Origin of the sequence: Pseudomonas sp. B111 (assembly GCF_026428275.1) — a bacterium.
Lineage (GTDB): Bacteria > Pseudomonadota > Gammaproteobacteria > Pseudomonadales > Pseudomonadaceae > Pseudomonas > Pseudomonas aeruginosa.
Genome location: NZ_CP097857.1, coordinates 5784880 through 5806932, shown reverse-complemented (window position 1 = coordinate 5806932; position 22053 = coordinate 5784880). Strand labels below are relative to the sequence as shown.

The following is a 22053-nucleotide window of genomic DNA, read 5'->3' as shown; positions in this document are numbered from 1 at the left end:
TCGATGACCGGCTTTTTTTCATTCCGTTGGAAACTCAGCTTTCGTCGTGGTTATAGCCGCTGGTGGTGCAGCCCAGGCAACGGACGAAGGCTTCCTTGCCCGGATCGACCACCAGCGCCTGGCCGGCCTTGCCGACGCTGCCGCTGGCCGCGGTGAACGGCAGGCTGACCACGAAGGCCACCGCCCCGACGGCCGTGGCGGCGATCAGGAAGGGACGGGCGATGAGCAGATCGCCGATCATGGCGTACGCGGGGGGCGCTTCGACGGTGTACATCGGGTCGCCGCTGGCGTTTTCCTGCACGGCATCCGCCAGCGCGGGCATGGACGAGAGCCCGGTGGTCAGCGCCAGCACGAGCGCGGTGGTGCGAAACAGGTTCATGGAGGCGGTCCTTTCTGGTTTTTGGTTGGGCAGATATCGCCTAACTATAACAGCGCTGCGGGTAGTGCCAGCGTGACCGCCTTCAATCGCCGAGGAATGCGTAGTGCGGCTTTTTAGGGATGAACGGCCGGTAGAAGCCAATCAGGCTGCACAGGTCGTCGTCCTCGTTGCCGGTCGGCCAGAAGGGTTCGCCGATGACGATCCGCCGGTTCTCGTAGTCCAGCGCCGCCGGCACCACCGGCACGCCGGCGCCACGGGCGATGTGGTAGAAGCCCATGCGCCAGCGGTCGACCTTCTTGCGCGTGCCTTCCGGAGCGATGATCAGCATGAACTCACGGTGCTCGCGGAAGGCCTGGATCGCCTGGTCCACGGTATTCAGCTTCAGGTGGCGCTGGATCGGGATACCGCCCCAGCGCCGCATCAGGCCGCCCAGCGGGCCGTTGAACAGGGTGTGCTTGCCGAACCAGCGGGCGTTCAGGCGCAGGACGAACTTGGCGGCAAGGAAGGCCACGAAGTCCCAGTTCGAGGTGTGGTGGGCGCCGATCACCACGAACTTGTCGAGCGCGGGCAATTGGCCCTCGATCTTCCAGCCGGAGAGTTTCAGCATGGCATGGCCGAGCGACTCGACCAGGGTGTTGCGAGGCAGGTAATTGCCGGACATCGTGCACCTTTCTTATGGCAGGCCGCTCACCGTGGCGGCCCTTCTTGTGGCGGTAGAGTATGCGCGGCGCGGCGCTTCAGCGTTGGCAGCGCGGGCAGTACACGCTGGCGCGCTGGCCTAGGCGGATCTCGCGCAGGGTGCTGCCGCAGACCTTGCAGAACTCCCCGCCACGGCCATAGACGAACAATTCCTGCTGGAAGTAACCGGGCTGGCCGTCGCCGCCGACGAAATCGCGCAGGGTGGTGCCGCCGCGCTCGATGGCGATCGCCAGGATCCGCTTGATCTCCTCCGCCAGGCGCAGGTAGCGCGCCTTGGAGATGCTCCCGGCGGGCTTGCGCGGATCGATGCCGGCGGCGAACAGCGCTTCGCTGGCGTAGATGTTGCCGACCCCGACCACCACCGCGTTGTCCATGATGAACGGCTTGACCGCCATGCTCCGCCCGCGCGACAGCTCGAACAGACGCTGGCCGGCGAAAGCGTCGGTCAGCGGTTCCGGGCCGAGGTTGCGCAGCAGCTCGTGTTCCAGTGGCGCCAGGCTCCAGAGCATGGCGCCGAAGCGCCGCGGATCGGTGTAGCGCAGGGCCATGCCCGAGGCCAACTCGATGTCGACGTGCTCGTGGCGACTGGCCGGGGTGCCGCTCTCCACCAGCCTCAGGCTGCCGGACATGCCCAGGTGGCTGATCAGCGTACCGGCCTCGGCGCCCAGCAGCAGGTACTTGGCGCGGCGCTCGACGCTGACGATGCGTTGTCCGGACAGGCGCACGTCCAGGTCTTCGGGGATCGGCCAGCGCAGGCGCCGCTCGCGCACGATCACGCGCTCGACGCGCTGGCCTTCGAGGTAGGGGGCGATGCCCCGGCGGGTGGTTTCGACTTCGGGTAGTTCGGGCATGGCGGCAGCAATCCGGTTGACCGCGGCACCTTAGCAGGAAGCGCCGCGGCGCGGCCAGTCAGTAGCTGCCCTGGCCGACGCCCAGCTCGAGAATCGAGCCCTTGAGGTTCTCGAAGTCGTAGTCGGTGAGCCCGACGTAGTCCAGCACCAGCGCGCCGATGCTGTTCCACTCGTGGTCTTCCGGCTGGTTGCCGAGAATCCGGTGCGAGCCGCAGATGTGCTCGGCCATCTTCAGGATCGCCAGCAGGTTCTTCAGCTGGGTGTCGCGGGCCGACTCGTCGCCGAAGATCGACAGCGCGTTGTGGTGGTTGGCGATCGCCTCGCAGACGTGCTCCGGCAGGCGCCAGGAACGCGCGGTGTAGTAGCCGACCACCGCATGGTTGGTGTTCAGCACGCGGTTCTCGGTGTCCACCACCCGGCGCTCGTCGCTGGCGGCGGCATAGGCCTCCTCCAGCACCGCCATATAGTGCGGGAAGCGCTTGAGCATCAGCGGAATGCCGCAGTTGTGGAACAGGCCGAGGGCGTAGGCTTCGTCCACCGACTCGTAGCCGACCCGCTTGGCCAGGCTCAGGCAGCTCATGGCCACGTCCTGGGCGGTGTCCCAGAAACGGTTGAGGGTGACGATGGTGTCGTCGCTCATCTCGCCCTTGATCGACTGGGCGTTGATCAGGTTGATCACCGAACGACTGCCCAGCAGGTTCACCGCGCGCTGGATCGAAGTGATGCGGTTGGCCAGGCCGAAGAACGGCGAGTTCACCAGTTTCAGGAGGGCGCCGGAAAGGCCCGGGTCCTGGCTGATCAGCCTGGCGATGTTCTTCAGGTCCGGATTGGGCATGACCTGCTCCATCTGCAGGTCGACCATGATCTGGGGTTGCGGCGGCACGCTGATGCCTTGCAGGGCCTGGCGGATCTGCTCGGCGGTGAGTTCTTGGACCATGAGGGCGGGGGCGAAAGTTGACGGTGTGCGCAGTTTACCCGGAGAACCCCGCCATGGGGCGGGCTTCTGCCGGAAAAGCGGCGCCAGGCAACGGGCATGGAACTTTTCCCGCAGCCGCCAGGGTCGGAATGTATACCCCCATCCGATATCGGGAGACACGCCATGACCCAATCCCTGCACGGCAAGGTCGTCGCCGCCCTGGTGACCGACGGTTTCGAACAGATCGAACTGATCGGTCCGAAAAAAGCCCTGGAAGACGCCGGCGCCACGGTAAGGATTCTTTCCGACAAGGCCGGCGAGGTGCGCGGCTGGAACCATCACCAGCCAGCCGACGCCTTCCGCGTCGACGGCACCTTCGAAGACGCCAGCCTGGACGACTACGACGCCCTGCTGCTGCCCGGCGGGGTGGTCAATTCCGACCAGATCCGCAGCCTGGCCAAGGCCCAGGAACTGGCGATCCGCGCCGAACAGGCGAGCAAGCCGGTGGCGGTGATCTGCCACGGCGCCTGGCTGCTGATCTCCGCCGGACTGGTGCAGGGTCGTACCCTGACCAGTTGGCCGTCGCTCAAGGACGACATCAACAACGCCGGCGGCCACTGGGTGGACCAGGAGGTAGCGGTGGACGGCAAGCTGGTGAGCAGCCGCAAACCCGAAGACATCCCGGCCTTCAACCGTCGATTCATCGAAATCCTCGCCGGCTGAACGGCCCGCGTTCGCGCAGCGGCGAATCCCGTCGCTGCGCTATAATCGCGCTCTTTTGCCGGAGCCTTTCCCATGACCCTGCCCAGCTTGCGTCTCAAAGCCAACGCCGAGCGCCGCCTGCGCGCCGGCCACCTGTGGGTCTACAGCAACGAGGTGGATGTCGCCGCGACGCCGCTGAATGCCTTCGCCGCCGGCGACCAGGCGGTGCTGGAAATGGCCAACGGCAAGCCGCTGGGCATCGTCGCGCTGAGCCCGAACAATCTCATCTGCGGCCGCCTCATTTCCCGTGATACCAAGCACGTTCTCGACAAATCGCTGCTGGTTCATCGCATCAACATCGCCCTCAGCCTGCGCGAGCGGCTTTTCGACAAGCCGTTCTACCGGCTGGTCTACGGCGATTCCGACCTGCTGCCCGGCCTGGTGGTCGATCGCTTCGGCGACGTGCTGGTGGTGCAACTGGCGTCCGCGGCCATGGAACTGCGCAAGGACGAGGTGCTCGCCGCCCTGCTGCAGGTGCTCAAGCCCGCCGCCGTGCTCTGGAAGAACGACTCCAGCGCGCGCGACGCCGAGGGCCTGGAGCGCTACGTGGCCAACGCCTACGGCGAAGTGCCGGAGTGGGTCGCGCTGGAAGAGAACGGCGTGAAGTTCGAGGCGCCGGTGCTGGCCGGGCAGAAGACCGGCTGGTTCTACGACCACCGCATGAACCGCGCGCGCCTGGCGCCCTACGTGCAGGGCAAGCGGGTCCTCGACCTATTCAGCTATATCGGTGGCTGGGGCATCCAGGCCGCGCCTTCGGCGCCAGCGAAGTGATGTGCGTGGACGCGTCCGCCTTCGCCCTCGACGGCGTCGAGCGCAACGCGGCGCTGAACGGCGTGGCGGAGAAGGTCGCCTGCGTCGAGGGCGACGTGTTCGAGGCCCTGCGCGAGCTGAAGGCCGCCGACGAACGCTTCGACGTGGTGATCGCCGACCCGCCGGCCTTCATCAAGCGCAAGAAGGACCTGAAGAACGGCGAGGCCGCCTACCGCCGTCTCAACGAACAGGCCATGCGCCTGCTGAGCAAGGACGGCATCCTGGTCAGCGCCTCCTGCTCGATGCACCTGCCCGAGGACGACCTGCAGAACATCCTGATCGGCAGCGCCCGCCATCTCGACCGCAACATCCAGCTGCTCGAGCGCGGCGGCCAGGGCCCCGACCATCCGGTGCACCTGGCGATCGCGGAAACCCGCTACATCAAGAGCCTGATCTGCCGGCTGCTGCCCAACGGCTGAGCCCGTCCCGGCGGATGAGCGCCTGCGTTCATCCGCCCTACGGCCACCGCCTCTCGCGGCGCGACGGGCGGCGCAAGAGGCCAACCCTGGTCGCGACGCGCCGCTCCGCCGACCGCCAGCCTTCCCCATTCGCCCGCTCTGGGCTTAGAATCCGGGCATTCCTCGCCAATCATCCCCCGGCGGGCAGTGAGCCCAGGCCGTCGCCAATGGTGACCCCATTCAGACCCCGGCCAACTCCGTACACTCGGCTATTCCCCGTTTGCATCCGGTTCCTTCGACGCTCACGATACAGTCATAACCCGAACCTGATTAGCCGCAGGAAATCGTCATGCCCGATTACCGCTCGAAAACCTCCACCCACGGCCGCAACATGGCCGGCGCCCGCGCCCTCTGGCGCGCCACCGGGATGAAGGACGAAGACTTCAAAAAGCCGATCATCGCCATCGCCAACTCCTTCACCCAGTTCGTGCCCGGCCACGTGCACCTGAAGGACCTCGGCCAACTGGTCGCCCGCGAGATCGAGAAGGCCGGCGGCGTGGCCAAGGAATTCAACACCATCGCCGTCGACGACGGCATCGCCATGGGCCACGACGGCATGCTCTATTCGCTGCCGAGCCGGGAGATCATCGCCGACTCCGTGGAATACATGGTCAACGCCCACTGCGCCGACGCCATCGTCTGCATCTCCAACTGCGACAAGATCACCCCCGGCATGCTGATGGCCGCGCTGCGCCTGAACATCCCGGTAGTGTTCGTCTCCGGCGGGCCGATGGAAGCCGGCAAGACCAAGCTGGCCAGCCACGGCCTGGACCTGGTCGATGCCATGGTGGTGGCCGCCGACGACTCCTGCTCCGACGAGAAGGTCGCCGAGTACGAGCGCAGCGCCTGCCCGACCTGCGGCTCCTGCTCCGGCATGTTCACCGCCAACTCGATGAACTGCCTGACCGAGGCGCTCGGCCTGTCGCTGCCGGGCAACGGCTCGACCCTGGCCACCCACGCCGACCGCGAGCAACTGTTCCTGCGCGCCGGGCGCCTGGCCGTGGAACTCTGCCAGCGCTACTACGGCGAAGGCGACGACAGCGTGCTGCCGCGCAACATCGCCAACTTCAAGGCCTTCGAGAACGCCATGACCCTGGACATCGCCATGGGCGGCTCGACCAATACCATCCTGCACCTGCTGGCCGCCGCCCAGGAGGCCGAGGTGCCGTTCGACCTGCGCGACATCGACCGCCTGTCGCGCAAGGTGCCGCAACTGTGCAAGGTGGCGCCGAACATCCAGAAGTACCACATGGAAGACGTGCATCGCGCCGGCGGCATCTTCTCCATCCTCGGCGAACTGGCCCGCGGTGGCCTGCTGCACACCGACGTCCCCACCGTGCACAGCCCGAGCATGGCCGACGCCATCGCCCAGTGGGACATCACCCAGACCCGCGACGAAGCCGTGCACACCTTCTTCAAGGCCGGTCCGGCGGGCATCCCGACCCAGACCGCGTTCAGCCAGAACACCCGCTGGCCGAGCCTGGACGACGACCGCGCCGAGGGCTGTATCCGCAGCGTCGAGCATGCCTATTCCAAGGAAGGCGGGCTGGCCGTGCTCTACGGCAACATCGCTCTCGACGGTTGCGTGGTGAAGACCGCCGGGGTCGACGAGTCGATCCACGTGTTCGAAGGCAGCGCGAAGATCTTCGAAAGCCAGGACGCCGCGGTGAAAGGCATCCTCGGCGACGAGGTGAAGGCCGGCGACATCGTGATCATCCGCTACGAAGGACCGAAGGGCGGGCCGGGCATGCAGGAAATGCTCTATCCGACCAGCTACCTGAAGTCCAAGGGCCTGGGCAAGCAGTGCGCCCTGCTCACCGACGGACGCTTCTCCGGCGGCACCTCGGGCCTGTCCATCGGCCACGCCTCCCCGGAAGCCGCCGCCGGCGGCGCCATCGGCCTGGTGCAGGACGGCGACAAGGTGCTGATCGACATTCCCAATCGCTCGATCAACCTGCTGGTCAGCGACGAAGAACTCGCCGCCCGCCGCGCCGAACAGGACAAGAAGGGCTGGAAGCCGGCCGCGCCGCGTGCCCGCCGCGTCAGCACCGCGCTCAAGGCCTACGCCCTGCTCGCCACCAGCGCCGACAAGGGCGCGGTACGCAACAAGGCGCTACTGGACGGCTGAATCGTCCCGCGACGAAAAAAGCCCGGTCCCGCGCCGGGCTTTTTCATTCGCGCGTGCGCACGCCGAATGGCGGATAACCGCAAGCGGTCATTCGCCCTACCGCTCACCCACGCTCCAACCGTAGGGCGCATACGCCACCGGCGTTATCCGCCGACATGCGGCGCAGCCAGGCCTGGGCGAGACCGCGTTCGCCCAGTAAAATCGCGCTCTTTTTCCCCGGACCGCCACCATGAGTTCCCTGCAAAGCCCGTCGGACGCCAGCGCCCGCAACGACCTGGTCTATGGCCTGGACGACCGTCCCAGCGCTCCCATCGCCCTGCTCGCCGCTCTCCAGCACCTGCTGGCGATCATCGTGCCGATCGTTACCCCCGGCCTGCTGATCTGCCAGGCGCTGGGCGTATCGCCGCGCGACACCAATCTGATCGTGTCGATGTCGCTGGTGATCTCCGGCATCGCCACCTTCGTCCAGTGCAAGCGCTTCGGCCCGTTCGGCGCCGGACTGTTGATCGTCCAGGGCACCAGCTTCAACTTCGTCGGCCCGCTGATCGCCGGCGGGGCGCTGATGGTCAAGCAGGGCACGCCGGTGGAAAGCGTGATGGCGGCGATCTTCGGCGTGGTCATCGCCGGCTCCTTCGTCGAGATGGGCATCTCGCGCATACTGCCGTTCGTCAAGCGGCTGATCACCCCGCTGGTGACCGGCATCGTCGTGCTGATGATCGGCCTGACCCTGATCAAGGTCGGCCTGATCAGCATGGGCGGCGGCTTCTCGGCGATGTCCAACGGCACCTTCGCCAACGGCGAGAACCTGCTGCTGTCCGGCGTGGTGCTGGGCATCATCGTGGTGCTCAATCGCATCCCGGTGGTATGGATGCGCAGTTGCGCCATCGTCATCGCCCTGGCCGTCGGCTACGCGCTGGCCGGCTACCTCGGCCGCCTGGACTTCACCGGCATGCACCAGGCCGAGCTGTTCCAGGTACCGACCCCGCTGCACTTCGGCCTGGACTTCTCCTGGCCGCTGTTCATCCCGATGCTGGTGATCTACCTGGTCACTTCCCTGGAAGCCATCGGCGACGTCACCGCCACCAGCAAGGTGTCGAAGCAGCCGGTGGAAGGCCCGCTGTGGATGCAGCGGATCAAGGGCGGCGTGCTGGTCAACGGCGCCAACTCGTTCCTCGCCGGTATCTTCAATACCTTCCCCAGCTCGGTGTTCGCCCAGAACAACGGGGTGATCCAGCTCACCGGAGTGGCCAGCCGCTACGTCGGCCTCTGGATCGCCGCCATGCTGGTCCTGCTCGGCCTGTTCCCGAGCGTCGCCGGCGTCATCCAGGCGGTGCCGGAACCGGTACTGGGCGGCGCGGCGATGGTGATGTTCGGCGCGGTGGCAGCTTCGGGCATCAACATCCTCGCCGGCATCCAGCTGGACCGCCGCGCCCTGCTGATCATCGCCGTGTCCCTGGCCCTCGGCCTGGGCGTTTCGCAGGTGCCGGAGTTCCTCGCGCACATGCCCGCGGCGCTGCGCAACGTGCTGGAATCCGGGGTCGCCACCGGCGGCATCTGCGCCCTGCTGCTGAACTGGTTCCTGCCGGAAAGCCCGGTCCAGAAGGCCGCACACTGATAGGCGCGGCGCCACCTCCGGGTGGCGTCGCGGTTTTCGCCGAAGGGTTTTCGTAGCCGGCCAATGGTTGGGTATGATCGACGGCATGGCCATGCCCGTCGGCCACCCTCTTCCGTCCCGCAACCCGGACCCGCGCCCATGCCCCAGTCCCGCCGCCCGTTGCGCATCGGCCTGATCGCCGACACCCATGGCCTGCTCCGGCCCGAGGCGCTGGAACGGTTGCGCGGCTGCGACCAGTTGATCCATGCCGGCGACATCGGCAAGCCGGAAATCCTCGCCGAGCTGGAACGCCTGGCGCCGCTCTCGGTGGTGCGCGGCAACAACGACACCCAGGACTGGGCGGCGGACATCCCCGAGCGCCTGCTGCTGAAGATCGGCCGGCTGACCCTCTACGTGCTGCACGACCTCAAGCGACTCGACCTCGACCCGGCCGCCGAAGGCATCGACGTGGTGGTCGCCGGACATTCGCACAAGCCGCTGAAGGAAGAGCGCGACGGCGTGCTCTACCTCAACCCGGGCAGCGCCGGACCGCGGCGCTTCAGCTTGCCGATCGGGATCGGCGTGCTGGAAGTGGCGGGGAAGAAGATCGAGGCGGAGCTGATCACCCTCTGACCCCGCCTGGAACCGTCAGCGGCGCTCCCATACCTCGAAGGCGTAGGCAGGCGCATCGTCAGCCGCGGCGTGTTCGATGCTCGACGCCAGGCGCCAGGCCGCGCCATCGATCTCGGGGAAAAAGGCGTCGCCTTCCGGCGCCAGGCCCACCCGGGTCAGGTAGAGGCGCGCGGCGCGCGGCAAGGCCTCGGCATAGAGCTGGGCGCCGCCGATCAGCATCAGTTCGTCGGCGTCCTCCGCCTGCGCCCACGCCTCGGCGCGCGCCAGCGCGGCGTCCAGGCTGGCGAACACTTCCGCACCCTCCAGTGCCAGGCCGGCCTGGCGGCTGACCACCAGGTTGAGCCGGCCCGGCAGCGGCCGACCCAGCGAGTCCCAGGTCTTGCGCCCCATGATCACCGGCTTGCCGAGGGTCATCGCCTTGAAATGCTTGAGGTCGGCCGGCAGGCGCCAGGGCAGGCGGTTGTCGATGCCGATCGCGCGGTTCTCGCCAAGGGCGGCGATCATCGCCAGCGGTCGTGCCATGGGGTTACCTCATCGTGGAAGGACAAAGGCGCGAGGATAAACACTCGCGCCGGCGGACTCCAGGCCCGGCCTACAAGGGATTGGCATACGGCGGCACCTGCATGAAGAAGGTGCCATCCTCGTTGACCTGGGTGGTGCCGGTCGCCAACACCTTGCGGTAGTCCTGCAGGTTGAAGGTCAGCACCTGGTCCGGGGTCTCGGTCTTCAGCAGCACCTGGGCGTAGGTGATGAGGATTTCGAAGATCTTCAGGTCGCCGGACTGTAGCCAGAGGAAGGATGGGCCCGCCGCGGTCGGCGGGCTGAACACCGGCGACGGCTGGCCGGGCGCCTGGGAGAAACGCAGGTGCAGCCCCTGGTCGTCGAGCCAGGCCTCCTGTACGTGGCCGTCGATGCCCAGCAGCGGGAAGACCTTGCGGTAGTCCAGGCGCATGGCGCTGCCGACCAGGCTCGCCCCCGGCCGATCGAGGCTGACCAGCGCCGACATCGGCAAGCCGACCAGGCTCATCGCCCCGTACAGCGGCAGACCGATCACCTTCAACTGGTCGGGCCGATAGACCAGCGCGCCGCTGGCCGCGTCCACCTCCACGCCGCCGCCCAGCCGCAGCGGCAGCCAGGGCCCTACGCCGAGCGGACGCACCCGTCCCTCCACCTCCAGGCGTCCCGCCGCACTGCTCATGCGGAAGTCCTTCAACATGGTCCCGTCGTAGGCGAGGATGTGCTCGTTGAACAGGTTGGCCAGTTGCCGCGGGCTGAGCAGCACCTCGCCCTCCATCACCTGGAAATGCATGTCCTGCGGGCGATCGAAGTCCACCGGCTGGCCGGCCCGGTTCGGCACCAGCCAGCCCTTCACCTCGGGCACGTGGAAACCGATGTTGCCGCGCAGGTACATGTCCACGTTGCGCAGCAGTATGCCGACGCCATCCTGGCCGGAATCCGCCGGCCCGGCCGTACGCATGGGCAGCGGCACCGGCGCCGGCGGGACCTGCCGGTACCAGCCCTCGCGCAGCAGGGCCAGTTCGCGTTGCTGCCGGTCGATGGCGCTTTCGGCCTGGACCGCGCTGGCCGCCAACAGGCACCAGCCAAGCAGCACGCCCCACGGACGCCGGCTCACAGCCGTGCCTCCAGCGGCGCCGGCGCCTTCACCGGCGACACGGCGATCTGCACCATGCCGTCCTCGCGCAGGCGGATCACACCGTTCTGCAGTTGCCGCCGGTAGTCGTAGAGATTGAACAGCAGCGGCTGCCCCGGGCTGAGGCTGGTGAACAGGGCGTAGGCCTTGACCAGCACGGTGCGCGCCATCTTGATATCGCCGCCCTCGATGAACATGTAGCTGTCCGGCGCCCGTAATGCCGGCCATTGCAGGTCGGCCAGGGAGTCGCCGAGGGCGAGTTGCATGCCGCCGTCCGCCAGGGCCAGGCGACTGACGCGGAAGTCCAGGCGCGGCGGCGGGAACAAACCGTCGAGGTCGACGCGGATGCGGTTGCCGACCAGCTCCATGTGCCGGGTCTTCAGCTTCAGCACCTCGGACATCTCGATCGAGGCCGCCGCCAGCGACGAAGTGACCTCGACCCCGTCGACGAAGATCCGCCGGGGTACCAGGGTCACCTCCAGCGGACCGCTCAGCTCGATCTCGGTGAGCATCCGTAGCGGCCGCCAGCGCCCCTTGCGCAACAACTCGCCACGCACTTCCTGGCCGTCCTTGCGGGTGCTCATCCTGAGGTTGCGCACGGCCGCGCGGGACGCGGCGAGGTCCTGGTTGAGCAGGGTCGCCAGGGTGGCGTCGCTGACGAATATCTCGCCGGCCTGGATCCGCGCCACCATCGCCGTCGGATCGTCGAGCGACAAGGGCGCGCCGGGACGAGTCGGTTCCATGCGGATCAGCATGCGCTGGATGAAGAAACCGATGTCGTCGTGCAGGCGGAAGTCGGTATCGGCGATCCACAGTCGCGAACTCGCCGATCCCGAGCCGCGGGCGCCGACGCTCGCCTCCAGCGTACGCGGCGGCACGGCGCTCATCAGGCTGTCCGGCTGGCGCCCCCAGTCATCGGTAGCGGCCGTCGGCACACGCGCTTCGACACGGGCCGGCGGCGCCACGGCCTGGCCGCCACCGTGGGCATCGAAGGCCAGCCAGGCGCCCAGCAACAGGCAGGCCAGTTGCAACGACAGGCAGGGAAACGCGGAGGCAGGTTGCGCGGAAGCCATCACCGATCCTCTTATTGTTATGCGAGCGCCGTCACCCTATACCCTGCCCCGGCCGTCCGCCCCTTTCGTTGGATTGGCCGGGAAAACGCCGACGTCGTCACGCTGGCGGCGATTGTCACGGGAATGTCGCGAAACGGGCAAAGAAGTATCACCTGGCTGCGTCACTCTGCTGGACTGGAACACTCCCGAACCGCCGACGAGGACCCGTCATGCAACCAGCCTTCCTGCGCCGCCACCTCGGCGCCGCCTGCCTGATGCTCGCCGCTGGCCTGGCCAGCGCCGCCCACGCCGACACCGGCAACGTACAACGCGCCATCGACTGGGCCCAGGGCCAGGCCTCCGTCCGCCACCCGGCCAGCGACGAACGCTCGCCTCTGGTCATCGCCCACCGTGGCGCCAGCGGTTACGTACCGGAACACACCCTGGGCGCCTACGCCCTGGCGGTGATGATGGGCGCCGACTACGTCGAGCCGGACCTGGTGATGACCCGCGACGGCAAGCTGGTCGCCCGCCACGACAACGAGCTGGGCCTGACCACCGATGTCGCCCAGCACCCGGAATTCGCCGACCGCAAGCGCACGCAGAAAGTCGACGGAGTGGAACTCACCGGCTGGTTCAGCGAAGACTTCACCCTCGCCGAACTGAAGACGCTGCGCGCCATCGAGCGCATCCCCACGATCCGCCCGGGCAATGCGCGCCTGGACGGCACCTTCGAGATCCCCACCCTGCAGGAGATCATCGACCTGGTGAAAAGCCTGCAAATCAGCCAGCAACGCACCATCGGCCTGTACCCCGAGATCAAGCACGGCACCCACTTCCAGCGCCTCGGCCTGGCCATGGAACGCCCGCTGGTGAAGACCCTGCACCGCAACGGCTACCTCGGTCCGCGCGCGCCGGTATTCATCCAGTCCTTCGAGGTGAACAACCTGAAGGAACTCAAGCGCCTCACCGGCATCCGCCTTGTCCAGCTCTACGGCAGCGGCCAGCCCTACGACCAGCAGGCCAGCGGCGGCAGCCTGACCTACGCCGAGATGGCCACCGCCAAGGGCCTGCGCCAGGTGGCGCGCTACGCCTACGGGGTCGGTCCGGACAAGAGCTACGTGATTCCCCGCGATGCCAACGGCAACCTCGGCCAGCCGACCCGCTTCGTCGGCGACGCCCACGCCGCCGGGCTGAAGGTGCATCCCTACACCTTCCGCGCGGAAAACAGCTTCCTTCCGGCGGAGTTCCGCAGCGCCGACGGCAACCCACAGTCGCGCGGCGACCTGGCCGGCGAGATCAGGGCCTACCTCGACGCCGGCATCGACGGCCTGTTCAGCGACCAGCCGGACGTCGCCGTGCGCCTGCGCGAGCAGCGCTGACGCGGCCCGACCGGCGCTCGTACGCGGGCGCCGGCCTCATGGACACTCGATGTAGCCGTCGAAGGGCTGTGCCTTGCCCTTCTCCAGCGCCTGCCGCCTGATGTTCCGGCAGATCCGCCGATCGCGCTCGTGCATGGCGTCGATCGACGGGTTGCCGGTGGGTTCCACGCCCTTGTGGTCCTTGACGCCAAAGGTCACCAAGGGCTGCTCCGGCTCCACCCGGAAGCGCGACGGCGTTTCCTTCTCCTCCTTGCGCGACGGCGGATCCGCCGCCAGGGTCGGCAACTGGTCGGCCTGCACGCCATAGCGTTGCAGCAAGGAGCCATCGGGCAACTCGTCGGCCAGCGCGCCCGCCATCCCCAGCAACAGCGCCAGGGGGTATCGGCGTACTACCTTCATCTCAGTGTTCCTCTCGCTACCGGCGCCGAACGCTTTCGCCACGGCGCCAGTCAAAATCCCACACCCCGCCGCCAGCCGGCTGGCAAGCCAGCATGAGCCGCCGGGGCGCTTTTTGCTATGTTTGGCGCTGATCAGACGCCGTTGGCCGGGCACGATTCACGCTCGGCAGGGAAATCGACACAGGAGGTGACTTGAGTCACACGACGCATCCCGGCCTCGACGCCCTCTGGCTGACCGAGGCCGTTCGCCTGCGCGAGGAGCAGGCCGGTCCGCTGGAAGACAGCGAGGCGCTTCGCCAGGCGCTGGCCCAGGGCGGTTCTCTGCCGCGCCGTATTCTCACCCGCGCCCACTGGCTGGGCCGCCGCGAGGGCCTGCTGGACGCCCAGCGGACCTGGCGCCAGGGTTCGCGGCTGGCGCTGGCCCTGCTGCTGGTGCTGGCCCTGGCCAGCGGCGCCGGCCTGGCCTTCGCCGCGCTTGGCGACGGCCAGCGCCCGGTCAACGTGTTCTGGGCGCTGGCCAGCCTCCTCGGCCTGCACCTGCTGACCCTGCTCGGCTGGGCCCTCGGCCTGCTCGCCGGCGGCGAGGCCGCGGGCGCGCTCGGCCGGCTCTGGCTGTGGCTCAGCGGCAAGCTGGCGCGCGATGCCCGCGCCGCGCACCTGGCGCCGGCGCTATTGGTCCTGCTCGGCCGGCGCCGGCTGGCGCGCTGGGGCCTCGGCGCGCTGGTCCACGGGCTCTGGCTGCTCGGCCTGCTGACCGCGCTGGCCATGCTCCTCGGCCTGCTGGCGACCCGCCGCTACGGTTTCGTCTGGGAAACCACCATTCTCGGCAGCGATACCTTCATCGCCCTCACCCAGGCGCTCGGCGCCCTGCCGGCGTTGCTTGGCTTCCCGTTGCCGGACGCCGAACTGATCCGCGCCAGCGGCGACGCCGCCCTGGCCAGCGAAGCCGCACGGCACGCCTGGGCCGGCTGGCTGGTAGGCGTACTGCTGGTCTATGGGGTCCTGCCGCGCGCGCTGCTCGGTCTGTTCTGCCTGTGGCGCTGGAAACGCGGCCTGGCCGACCTCGACCTGGACCTCGACGACCCAGGCTACAGCCTGCTGCGCGAACGCTTGATGCCGGCCAGCGAACGCCTCGGCGTCAGCGACGCGGCACCGGACTGGCTGCCGGAGCCGCAGGGCGGCCAGTCCGGCCAGGAAGCCGCCGGAGCGGTGCTGGTGGCGGTGGAGCTGGACGATCGCCGGCCCTGGCCGCCGAAGCTCGCCGAAGGCGTCGCCGACGCCGGCATCCTCGACGACGGCCAGCAGCGCCGTCGCCTGCTCGAACAACTGACCCGCTACCCGCCGGCGCGCCTGGCCATCGCCTGCGACCCGCGTCGCTCGCCGGACCGTGGCACCCTGACACTGCTCGGCGAACTCGCCCGCTGCGCCGCCAGCACCCGCATCTGGCTGCTCCAGGCTCCGCCCGGCGAAGCGCTCGACAGCGACCGCCTGGGCGACTGGCACGCCGCCCTGGAGCGCCTGCAACTGCCGCACGGCGAGACCTCGCCGCTGGCCTGGCTGGAGACCGGCCATGACTGAGCCGCTGATCCTGGCCGTGGTCGGCCACACCAATACCGGCAAGACCTCGCTGCTGCGCACCCTGACTCGCGACCGCGGATTCGGCGAAGTCTCCCATCGCCCCAGCACCACCCGCCACGTCGAGGGCGCCAGGCTGTCGGTGGACGGCGAAGCGCTGCTGGAACTCTACGACACGCCCGGCCTGGAAGACGCCATCGCCCTGCTCGACTACCTGGACGCCCTGGAGCGCCCCGGCGAGCGTCTCGATGGCCCGGAACGCATGGCGCGGTTGCTGGACAGCAACGAAGCGCGCGGGCGTTTCGAACAGGAAGCCAAGGTGGTCCGCCAGTTGCTCGCCTCCGACGCCGGGCTCTACGTGATCGACGCCCGCGAACCGGTGCTGGCCAAGTATCGCGACGAACTGGCGGTGCTCGCCGGCTGCGGCCGGCCGCTGCTGCCGGTGCTGAACTTCGTCGCCAGCCCGCAGCATCGCGAGGAGGAGTGGCGCGCCGCCCTCGCTCGCCTGGGCCTGCACGCCCTGGTGCGTTTCGACAGCGTGGCGCCGCCGCTGGACGGCGAACGGCGCCTCTACGAGAGCCTGGCGCTGCTGCTGGAGCGCGCCCGGCCGCAACTCGACCGGCTGATCGCCGACCATGAGACCCAGGCCGCCGCGCGCCTGCGCGCCGGGCAACGGCTGATCGCCGAATTGCTGGTTGACGTCGCCGCCTGTCGGCGCCTGGTGCCCGGCGGCGAAAGCGCCATGCAGGAAGCCACCCGCGACCTGCACCAGCAGGTGCGCAAGCGCGAGCAGGCCTGCGTGGAAGCGCTGCTGCGGCTCTACGCCTTCGCCAGGGACGACGCCCGCGCCGCCGACCTGCCGCTGCTCGACGGCCGCTGGGGCGACGATCTGTTCAATCCGGAGACCCTGCGCCAACTCGGTATCCGCCTCGGCGGCGGGGTTGCGGCCGGTGCCGCGGCCGGCGCCGGCATCGACCTGCTGGTGGGCGGCGTCACCCTTGGCGCCGCCGCCGCCCTCGGCGCCCTCGCTGGCGGCGCCTGGCAGACCGTCGGGCACTACGGTTCGCGCCTGCTCGGCAAACTCAAGGGCGCCCGCGAGCTGACCGTCAACGACGCCGTGCTGCGCTTGCTTGCGCTGCGCCAACGGCAGCTCCTGGCAGCCCTGCAAACGCGCGGCCACGCGGCGATCGAGGCGATCCGCCTGGAGACCCCGGAGGACAAGCAGTGGCGCGAAGGCAAGCTGCCGGAAGCACTGCGCAAGGCGCGCGCGCATCCGGAGTGGTCGTCGCTGAACGGCAGGCGGGTGGGCGGCAGCGACCGCCAGGAACAGATCGACGCGCTGGCCGAATTGCTGGAGAGCGGACGCGGGGAATGACAGACTGGGCGACGATCGCCCAAGAGGTAGGCCCATGCCCTTCGTTTCCTACGCGCAGAACCTGGAAGACGTCCGACTCTGGCGGGCCCTGAAACTCTTCCCCAGGGGGTTCTACATCGACGTCGGCGCCAACCACCCGCGGATCGACTCGGTCACCCTGGCGTTCTACGAGCGCGGCTGGCGCGGCATCAACATCGAACCGCTGCCCCACCTGCACCGCGAGCTGGAGCGGGAACGGCCGGAAGACCTCAACCTGAACCTCGCCATTGGCGAGCGCGAAGGCCGCGCCACGCTCTACGAGATGGCCGCCTCGGGTCTCTCCACCCTGGACCCCGAGCTAGCCCGCCAGCGCCAGGCCGAGGGCTGCACGGCCACTCCGCGCGAAGTGAAGGTCAGCACCCTGGACGCGATCTGCGCGGCCCATGTCGAAGGGCCGATCCACTTCCTCAAGATCGACGTCGAAGGGCTGGAAGGCGCGGTGCTCCGCGGCCTCGACCTGAACCGCTGGCGCCCGTGGCTGATCCTCGCGGAAACTCCGTTCGACCACGACCCCGAGTGGAAAGCGCCGCTGCTCGCCGCGGGCTACCGTTTCGTCCACTTCGACGGCCTTAACGGCTATTACCTGGCGGAGGAACAGGCCCGCCTGGAAGGCGCCTTCGCGCTACCGCCGAACCTGCTGGACGACTTCCAGCTCTGCCATGGCCACGCCATGAGCCATCCGGTCGCACCGCTGGAGCAGGCCCTGGAGCAGGCGCTGCAACGCGCAGAAGATGCGGAGCGGGCTTTGCGGGACTGGCGCGCGCTTCCCTGGTACCGCCGCCTGTTCGGTTGAGCGGAGCCGACGGCTCCGCCGAAGGGTCAGACCGCGACCGGTGCCTTGATGTGCGGATGGGCCTCGTAGCCGACCAGCTCGAAGTCCTCGAAGCGGAAGTCGAACAGATCCTTCACCTCGGGATTCAGCTTCATGCTCGGCAACGGCAGCGGCTCGCGGGTCAACTGCAGGTCGGCCTGCTCCAGGTGGTTGGCGTACAGGTGGCAATCGCCGCCGGTCCAGATGAACTCGCCCGGCTGCAGGCCGGCGACCTGCGCCACCATCAGGGTCAGCAGGGCATAGCTGGCGATATTGAAGGGTACGCCGAGGAAGATGTCCGCCGAACGCTGGTAGAGCTGGCAGCTGAGCTTGCCGTCGGCGACGTAGAACTGGAACAGCGCGTGGCAGGGCGGCAGGGCCATCTCGTCGATCAGCGCCGGGTTCCAGGCGGAGACGATCAGCCGGCGCGAGTCCGGATTCTTCTTCAGCATCGCCATCAGGTTGGCGATCTGGTCGATGTGGCGGCCGTCCGGCGCCGGCCAGGAGCGCCACTGGTAGCCATACACCGGGCCGAGGTCGCCGTTCTCGTCGGCCCACTCGTCCCAGATCGAGACGCCGTGTTCCTTGAGGTAGGCGATATTGGTGGAGCCCTTGAGGAACCACAGCAGCTCGTGGACGATCGACTTGAGATGGCACTTCTTGGTGGTCACCAGGGGGAAGCCCGCGGCCAGGTCGAAGCGCATCTGGTGGCCGAACACGCTATAGGTGCCGGTGCCGGTGCGGTCGCTCTTGAAGGTGCCGTGCTCGCGCACGTGGCGCATCAGGTCGAGGTACTGTTTCATCGGAGGCTCGGATCGATATCGGTGCGGCGCCGACGTGGCGGCTCCCACCGAGGGATGACAGAAGGATGGCCAAGTCTACGGCGACGGGGCCGGCATCGCCAGTTCGGCGCAACCGGCGCAAGCCATGCACGCCCTGGAGCGGAAAGCCGGCTGCCCGGAGCGGATGACGCCTGCGACGTTATCCGCCCCGGGCACGAAAAGCGGCTCAGGCCGCCTTCGGCTGCGCCGCGTCGCGGCGGTAGGCCCAGACCATCAGGGCAATGCCGGCCAGCACCATCGGTACGCAGAGCACCTGGCCCATGGTCAGCCAACCCCAGGCGAGGTAGCCGAGCTGGGCATCCGGCACGCGGACGAACTCGACGACGAAGCGGAAGATCCCGTAGCACAGCACGAACAGGCCGGAGACCGAGGCGGTCGGCCGTGGCTTGCGGGTGAACAGCCAGAGGATGACGAACAGCGCCACGCCTTCCAGGGCGAACTGGTACAGCTGCGAGGGATGCCGCGGCAGCGGGCCTCCGTTGGGGAAGACCATGGCCCAGGGCACGTCGCTGACCTTGCCCCACAGTTCCGAGTTGATGAAGTTGCCGATGCGCCCGGCGCCCAGGCCGATGGGCACCAGCGGGGCGATGAAGTCCATCAGCTGGAAGAAGCTCTTGCCATGGCGCTTGCCGAACCACCAGACCGCCAGCATCACGCCGAGCAGACCGCCATGGAAGGACATGCCGCCTTTCCAGACCTCGAAGATCAGCGTCGGGTTGGCGATGTACTCGTCCAGGTTGTAGAACAGCACGTAGCCCAGGCGGCCACCGAGGATCACGCCGCAGGCGACCCAGAAGACCAGGTCGGAAAGGCGCTCCTTGGTCCAGGTCGGGTCGAAGCGCTTCATCCGGCGCGACGCCAGCAGCCAGGCGCCGCCGATCCCGATCAGGTACATCAGCCCGTACCAGTGGATCTTCAGCGGGCCGACGGCCAGCGCAACCGGATCGATCTGGGGATACGTCAGCATCGATAACTCCTACGACAGAAAAGCGAGATCGGGGGTCAGGAAACTTATGCCCACGCTGAACAGCAGCAGGGCGAACAGTCGCTTGAGTACGCGCGGCGACAAACGATGCGCCAGGCGCGCGCCGAAGCGGGCGAACAGCATACTGGTGGCGGCGATGCCGACCAACGCCGGCAGATAGACGTAGCCCAGGCTCCACTCCGGCAACTGCGGGTTGTGCCAACCGACCGCGATGAACGACAGAGCGCCGGAAATGGCGATAGGAAGGCCGCAGGCCGAGGAAGTCGCCACCGCCTGCTGCATCGGCACGCTGCGCCAACTGAGGAAAGGCACGGTCAGCGAACCGCCGCCGATGCCGAAGATCGCCGAGGCCCAGCCGATCACCGCGCCGGCCAGGGTCAGGCCGCCCTTGCCGGGCACCTCGCGGCTACCCTTTGGCTTGAGATCGAGAACCATCTGCAAAGCGACCAGGATGGCGAACACCCCGATTATCTTCTGCAACAGCGGCCCCTTGATCTGCGCCGCGGTCAGCGCGCCGAGGGCACTGCCGATGAGGATGCCGAGGGTCATCCAGGCGAACACCGGCCAGCGCACCGCGCCGCGCCGATGGTGTTCGAGAATGGAATTGATCGAAGTGAAGACGATGGTCGCCAGGGAAGTGCCGACCGCCATCTGGGTCAGGACGTCGCCGCCGAAACCGTGCGCGGTGAAGCTGAAGACCAGCGCCGGGACGATGATCAGGCCGCCACCGACGCCGAACAGTCCGGCCAGCACGCCGGCACAGGCGCCCAGCACGATATAGAGGAGAAACTCCATGCACGCCCCCGTTGGAAAGCCGGCATGGTAACGGAATTGCGCGCCGCGCGGCAGGCGTCGTGCTTGAACGGCGATGGCGGATGCCTTTAGCCTGACGGCCAGCCCATCCCAAGGATCGCGCATGTGCCTGATCGTCTTCGCCTGGCAACCGGGGCACGCCCTGCCGCTGCTGGTCGCCGCCAACCGTGACGAATTCTATGCCCGCCCGAGCCTGCCGCTGGCGGCCTGGGAGGACGCCGAGGGGGTATTCGCCGGACGCGACCTGGAGGCCGGCGGCACCTGGCTGGGGCTCGGCCCGGCCGGCCGTTTCGCCGCCCTGACCAACGTCCGCGATCCGTCGCAGGCTCTCGGCAAGCGCTCCCGTGGCGAACTGGTGGCGGACTTCCTGCGCGGCGGCGGCAACCCGGCCGACTACCTGGCGCAGGTCGCCGGGCGCGCTGCGGACTATTCCGGCTTCAACCTGCTCATTGGCGATCGCCATCAGCTCTGGCACTACAACCCCCGCGTAGGGCCACCGCGCCTGCTGCCGGCGGGGGTCTACGGGCTGTCCAACGCGGCCCTCGATACGCCCTGGCCGAAGCTGCTCAAGGCTCGCGCCGCCCTCGCCGAGCGGCTTGCCGAGCCGCATCCGCAGGCCCTGCTGGAGCTGCTGGCCGACGCAGCGCCGGCCGCCGACAGCCAGTTGCCGGATACCGGCGTGGGTCTGGCCACGGAACGTCTGCTCTCCAGCGTGTTCATCGCCAGCCCGAGCTACGGCACTCGCGCCAGCAGCGTCGTACGGGTACACGCCGACGGCACGCGGGAGATGATCGAGCGCAGCTTCGGGCCGTCCGGCGCCCGGCTCGGCGAGGTCAACCTGGTGCTGCCGCCAGGCTGACCTTCAGCAACAGGCCACGCAATCGCGACGCTGCTTGGCCCGATAGAGGGCGTCGTCCACCCGGCACAGCAGCAGGTCGAGGGTCTCGCCATCGTTCAGCACGCCGACGCCGAAGCTGGCGGTCAACCGCTCGCCCATCTCGAAGGACTGCGAGCGAACCCGCTGGCGCAGGCGTTCGGCCAAGGCCGCCGCGGCCTCCAGGCCGGTTTCCGGAAGCAGCAGGATGAACTCCTCGCCGCCCCAGCGCGCCAGCACGTCGACCTCGCGCAGCTCGCTGGCGACCAGGCGGCCGAAGGCGACCAGCACGCGATCGCCGGTGGAGTGGCCGAACAGGTCGTTGATCCGCTTGAAGTGATCGACATCGATCATCACCAGTGCCGTGGCGCGTCCATGGCGCTGCCGGCGCATCCATTCATGGTGCAGGCACTGCTCGAACTTGCGCCGGTTGTACAGCTCGGTGAGCGGATCGATTTCGCTCAGGCGCTGGGCCTCGGCCATCTTCGAGGCCAGCGCCTGGTTGACCCGGTGCAGCGCCTCGGTGCGCTCGGCCACCAGGTCCTCGAGACGCCGGTTCCAGTCGAACAGTTCCTCGTTGCGCTGCTGCAACTCCAGCTCGACCAGCTTGCGCTGATGGATCTCGTGGTGCGCACCGATCATCCGCCGTGGCTCGCCGCGCTCGTCGAACTCGACGAAACGCCCGCGATCGCTGATCCACAGGTAATCCCCGCTGTAGGTGCGGCAGCGGTATTCCTCGCAGTATTCCGGGCTTTCGCCGTCGAGGTAGGCCTGGAAGCTGGCCATCACCCGCGGATAGTCCTCGGGATGGATGATGTTCTTCCAGGTCTCCACGCTCTCCGGCAGGCTATGCGGCGGATAGCCGAGCATCAGGTACCAGCCGGCGCTGCGGCTGACCTGGTTGGTCGCGATGTTCCAGTCCCAGATCCCGTCGCTGACGATCTCCAGGGCATATCGCAGGGTTTTCTCAAGGTCTTCGCGTGACAGCGGAAGAAGACCTGGCGGCTTCGACGCCCGTTCGTCCAT

21 protein-coding genes and 1 pseudogene are annotated in these 22053 nt (G+C 68.2%); 10 read left to right on the top strand and 12 right to left on the bottom strand.

The window, feature by feature from the left end; genetic code table 11:
- Nucleotides 1–34: 34 nt before the first annotated feature.
- From M6E97_RS26885 to M6E97_RS26870, 4 genes are all read right to left on the bottom strand, one after another.
- On the bottom strand, nt 35–379 hold the full coding sequence (locus M6E97_RS26885) for a hypothetical protein (protein WP_003084452.1): 345 nt from the start codon (nt 377–379) through the stop codon (nt 35–37).
- Nucleotides 380–461: 82 nt separating this feature from the next.
- A complete protein-coding gene (locus tag M6E97_RS26880; protein ID WP_003110410.1) occupies nt 462–1040 on the bottom strand; it encodes a lysophospholipid acyltransferase family protein in 579 nt (192 codons plus the stop codon).
- Nucleotides 1041–1116: 76 nt separating this feature from the next.
- Nucleotides 1117–1929, bottom strand: coding sequence for a bifunctional DNA-formamidopyrimidine glycosylase/DNA-(apurinic or apyrimidinic site) lyase (gene mutM / locus M6E97_RS26875; RefSeq protein WP_003102876.1), 813 nt, complete (start codon nt 1927–1929; stop codon nt 1117–1119).
- A gap of 58 nt (nt 1930–1987) precedes the next feature.
- Nucleotides 1988–2812: an HDOD domain-containing protein gene (locus tag M6E97_RS26870; protein WP_003128920.1), complete on the bottom strand. Its 825-nt coding sequence runs from the start codon at nt 2810–2812 to the stop codon at nt 1988–1990.
- 216 nt (nt 2813–3028) lie between these two features.
- Here M6E97_RS26870 and pfpI point away from each other — a divergent pair, with 216 nt between their 5' ends.
- The 5 genes and pseudogenes from pfpI to M6E97_RS26845 all read left to right on the top strand — a co-directional run bounded on the left by pfpI (nt 3029) and on the right by M6E97_RS26845 (nt 9230).
- Entirely contained in the window at nt 3029–3568 is a 540-nt protein-coding gene (gene pfpI / locus M6E97_RS26865) for a protease PfpI (protein WP_003128919.1), read from the top strand.
- A gap of 72 nt (nt 3569–3640) precedes the next feature.
- Nucleotides 3641–4836, top strand: a pseudogene (locus M6E97_RS26860) (class I SAM-dependent rRNA methyltransferase).
- 328 nt (nt 4837–5164) lie between these two features.
- A complete protein-coding gene (ilvD, locus tag M6E97_RS26855; protein ID WP_003084436.1) occupies nt 5165–7003 on the top strand; it encodes a dihydroxy-acid dehydratase in 1839 nt (612 codons plus the stop codon).
- Nucleotides 7004–7232: 229 nt separating this feature from the next.
- A complete protein-coding gene (locus tag M6E97_RS26850) occupies nt 7233–8618 on the top strand; it encodes a nucleobase:cation symporter-2 family protein (RefSeq protein WP_003084433.1) in 1386 nt (461 codons plus the stop codon).
- A gap of 138 nt (nt 8619–8756) precedes the next feature.
- Nucleotides 8757–9230: a metallophosphoesterase family protein gene (locus M6E97_RS26845; RefSeq protein WP_003102894.1), complete on the top strand. Its 474-nt coding sequence runs from the start codon at nt 8757–8759 to the stop codon at nt 9228–9230.
- Nucleotides 9231–9245: 15 nt separating this feature from the next.
- Here the strand turns inward: M6E97_RS26845 and M6E97_RS26840 are convergent, their stop codons facing one another.
- From M6E97_RS26840 to M6E97_RS26830, 3 genes are all read right to left on the bottom strand, one after another.
- Complete coding sequence (locus tag M6E97_RS26840; RefSeq protein ID WP_003084430.1) at nt 9246–9752, bottom strand: dihydrofolate reductase; 507 nt, start codon at nt 9750–9752, stop codon at nt 9246–9248.
- 70 nt (nt 9753–9822) lie between these two features.
- Nucleotides 9823–10863: a hypothetical protein gene (locus M6E97_RS26835; RefSeq protein ID WP_033939728.1), complete on the bottom strand. Its 1041-nt coding sequence runs from the start codon at nt 10861–10863 to the stop codon at nt 9823–9825.
- Nucleotides 10860–11954, bottom strand: coding sequence for a hypothetical protein (locus tag M6E97_RS26830; protein WP_003110414.1), 1095 nt, complete (start codon nt 11952–11954; stop codon nt 10860–10862). Before M6E97_RS26830 ends, M6E97_RS26835 begins: the two co-directional genes overlap by 4 nt.
- Before the next feature lie 209 nt (nt 11955–12163).
- Here M6E97_RS26830 and M6E97_RS26825 point away from each other — a divergent pair, with 209 nt between their 5' ends.
- On the top strand, nt 12164–13315 hold the full coding sequence (locus M6E97_RS26825) for a glycerophosphodiester phosphodiesterase (protein ID WP_003117884.1): 1152 nt from the start codon (nt 12164–12166) through the stop codon (nt 13313–13315).
- A gap of 36 nt (nt 13316–13351) precedes the next feature.
- Here the strand turns inward: M6E97_RS26825 and M6E97_RS26820 are convergent, their stop codons facing one another.
- Complete coding sequence (locus tag M6E97_RS26820) at nt 13352–13714, bottom strand: hypothetical protein (RefSeq protein ID WP_003084423.1); 363 nt, start codon at nt 13712–13714, stop codon at nt 13352–13354.
- Between the two features lie 191 nt (nt 13715–13905).
- Here M6E97_RS26820 and M6E97_RS26815 point away from each other — a divergent pair, with 191 nt between their 5' ends.
- From M6E97_RS26815 to M6E97_RS26805, 3 genes are read left to right on the top strand one after another with little or no spacing between them, the layout of a single operon-like run.
- Entirely contained in the window at nt 13906–15291 is a 1386-nt protein-coding gene (locus M6E97_RS26815) for a DUF2868 domain-containing protein (protein WP_033939726.1), read from the top strand.
- Complete coding sequence (locus tag M6E97_RS26810; protein ID WP_034005640.1) at nt 15284–16663, top strand: GTPase/DUF3482 domain-containing protein; 1380 nt, start codon at nt 15284–15286, stop codon at nt 16661–16663. The genes M6E97_RS26815 and M6E97_RS26810 overlap by 8 nt, the downstream gene beginning before the upstream one ends.
- A gap of 34 nt (nt 16664–16697) precedes the next feature.
- Nucleotides 16698–17495 (top strand): FkbM family methyltransferase, encoded by a 798-nt coding sequence (locus tag M6E97_RS26805; protein ID WP_003112965.1) that lies wholly within the window; start codon nt 16698–16700, stop codon nt 17493–17495.
- Nucleotides 17496–17521: 26 nt separating this feature from the next.
- On the opposite strand, the gene M6E97_RS26800 is transcribed toward M6E97_RS26805, so the two are convergent.
- The 3 genes from M6E97_RS26800 to M6E97_RS26790 form a co-directional block, all read right to left on the bottom strand.
- On the bottom strand, nt 17522–18316 hold the full coding sequence (locus M6E97_RS26800) for a thymidylate synthase (RefSeq protein ID WP_003110588.1): 795 nt from the start codon (nt 18314–18316) through the stop codon (nt 17522–17524).
- 205 nt (nt 18317–18521) lie between these two features.
- On the bottom strand, nt 18522–19322 hold the full coding sequence (gene lgt, locus M6E97_RS26795; protein ID WP_003084409.1) for a prolipoprotein diacylglyceryl transferase: 801 nt from the start codon (nt 19320–19322) through the stop codon (nt 18522–18524).
- Nucleotides 19323–19331: 9 nt separating this feature from the next.
- Nucleotides 19332–20135: a sulfite exporter TauE/SafE family protein gene (locus M6E97_RS26790; protein WP_003110587.1), complete on the bottom strand. Its 804-nt coding sequence runs from the start codon at nt 20133–20135 to the stop codon at nt 19332–19334.
- Between the two features lie 121 nt (nt 20136–20256).
- Here M6E97_RS26790 and M6E97_RS26785 point away from each other — a divergent pair, with 121 nt between their 5' ends.
- A complete protein-coding gene (locus M6E97_RS26785) occupies nt 20257–21012 on the top strand; it encodes an NRDE family protein (RefSeq protein WP_033939725.1) in 756 nt (251 codons plus the stop codon).
- Between the two features lie 3 nt (nt 21013–21015).
- On the opposite strand, the gene M6E97_RS26780 is transcribed toward M6E97_RS26785, so the two are convergent.
- Nucleotides 21016–22053, bottom strand: coding sequence for a sensor domain-containing diguanylate cyclase (locus M6E97_RS26780; RefSeq protein WP_003084406.1), 1038 nt, complete (start codon nt 22051–22053; stop codon nt 21016–21018).

Excerpts from the sequence above, each read along its gene's own strand:
- M6E97_RS26885 (WP_003084452.1), bottom strand. The coding sequence starts at position 379 with ATGAACCTGTTTCGCACCACCGCGCTCGTGCTGGCGCTGACCACCGGG.
- M6E97_RS26880 (WP_003110410.1), bottom strand. The coding sequence starts at position 1,040 with ATGTCCGGCAATTACCTGCCTCGCAACACCCTGGTCGAGTCGCTCGGC.
- mutM (WP_003102876.1), bottom strand. The coding sequence starts at position 1,929 with ATGCCCGAACTACCCGAAGTCGAAACCACCCGCCGGGGCATCGCCCCC.
- pfpI (WP_003128919.1), top strand. The coding sequence starts at position 3,029 with ATGACCCAATCCCTGCACGGCAAGGTCGTCGCCGCCCTGGTGACCGAC.
- ilvD (WP_003084436.1), top strand. The coding sequence starts at position 5,165 with ATGCCCGATTACCGCTCGAAAACCTCCACCCACGGCCGCAACATGGCC.
- M6E97_RS26850 (WP_003084433.1), top strand. The coding sequence starts at position 7,233 with ATGAGTTCCCTGCAAAGCCCGTCGGACGCCAGCGCCCGCAACGACCTG.
- M6E97_RS26845 (WP_003102894.1), top strand. The coding sequence starts at position 8,757 with ATGCCCCAGTCCCGCCGCCCGTTGCGCATCGGCCTGATCGCCGACACC.
- M6E97_RS26840 (WP_003084430.1), bottom strand. The coding sequence starts at position 9,752 with ATGGCACGACCGCTGGCGATGATCGCCGCCCTTGGCGAGAACCGCGCG.
- M6E97_RS26830 (WP_003110414.1), bottom strand. The coding sequence starts at position 11,954 with ATGGCTTCCGCGCAACCTGCCTCCGCGTTTCCCTGCCTGTCGTTGCAA.
- M6E97_RS26825 (WP_003117884.1), top strand. The coding sequence starts at position 12,164 with ATGCAACCAGCCTTCCTGCGCCGCCACCTCGGCGCCGCCTGCCTGATG.
- M6E97_RS26820 (WP_003084423.1), bottom strand. The coding sequence starts at position 13,714 with ATGAAGGTAGTACGCCGATACCCCCTGGCGCTGTTGCTGGGGATGGCG.
- M6E97_RS26810 (WP_034005640.1), top strand. The coding sequence starts at position 15,284 with ATGACTGAGCCGCTGATCCTGGCCGTGGTCGGCCACACCAATACCGGC.
- M6E97_RS26805 (WP_003112965.1), top strand. The coding sequence starts at position 16,698 with ATGCCCTTCGTTTCCTACGCGCAGAACCTGGAAGACGTCCGACTCTGG.
- M6E97_RS26800 (WP_003110588.1), bottom strand. The coding sequence starts at position 18,316 with ATGAAACAGTACCTCGACCTGATGCGCCACGTGCGCGAGCACGGCACC.
- lgt (WP_003084409.1), bottom strand. The coding sequence starts at position 19,322 with ATGCTGACGTATCCCCAGATCGATCCGGTTGCGCTGGCCGTCGGCCCG.
- M6E97_RS26790 (WP_003110587.1), bottom strand. The coding sequence starts at position 20,135 with ATGGAGTTTCTCCTCTATATCGTGCTGGGCGCCTGTGCCGGCGTGCTG.
- M6E97_RS26785 (WP_033939725.1), top strand. The coding sequence starts at position 20,257 with ATGTGCCTGATCGTCTTCGCCTGGCAACCGGGGCACGCCCTGCCGCTG.
- M6E97_RS26780 (WP_003084406.1), bottom strand. The coding sequence starts at position 22,053 with ATGGACGAACGGGCGTCGAAGCCGCCAGGTCTTCTTCCGCTGTCACGC.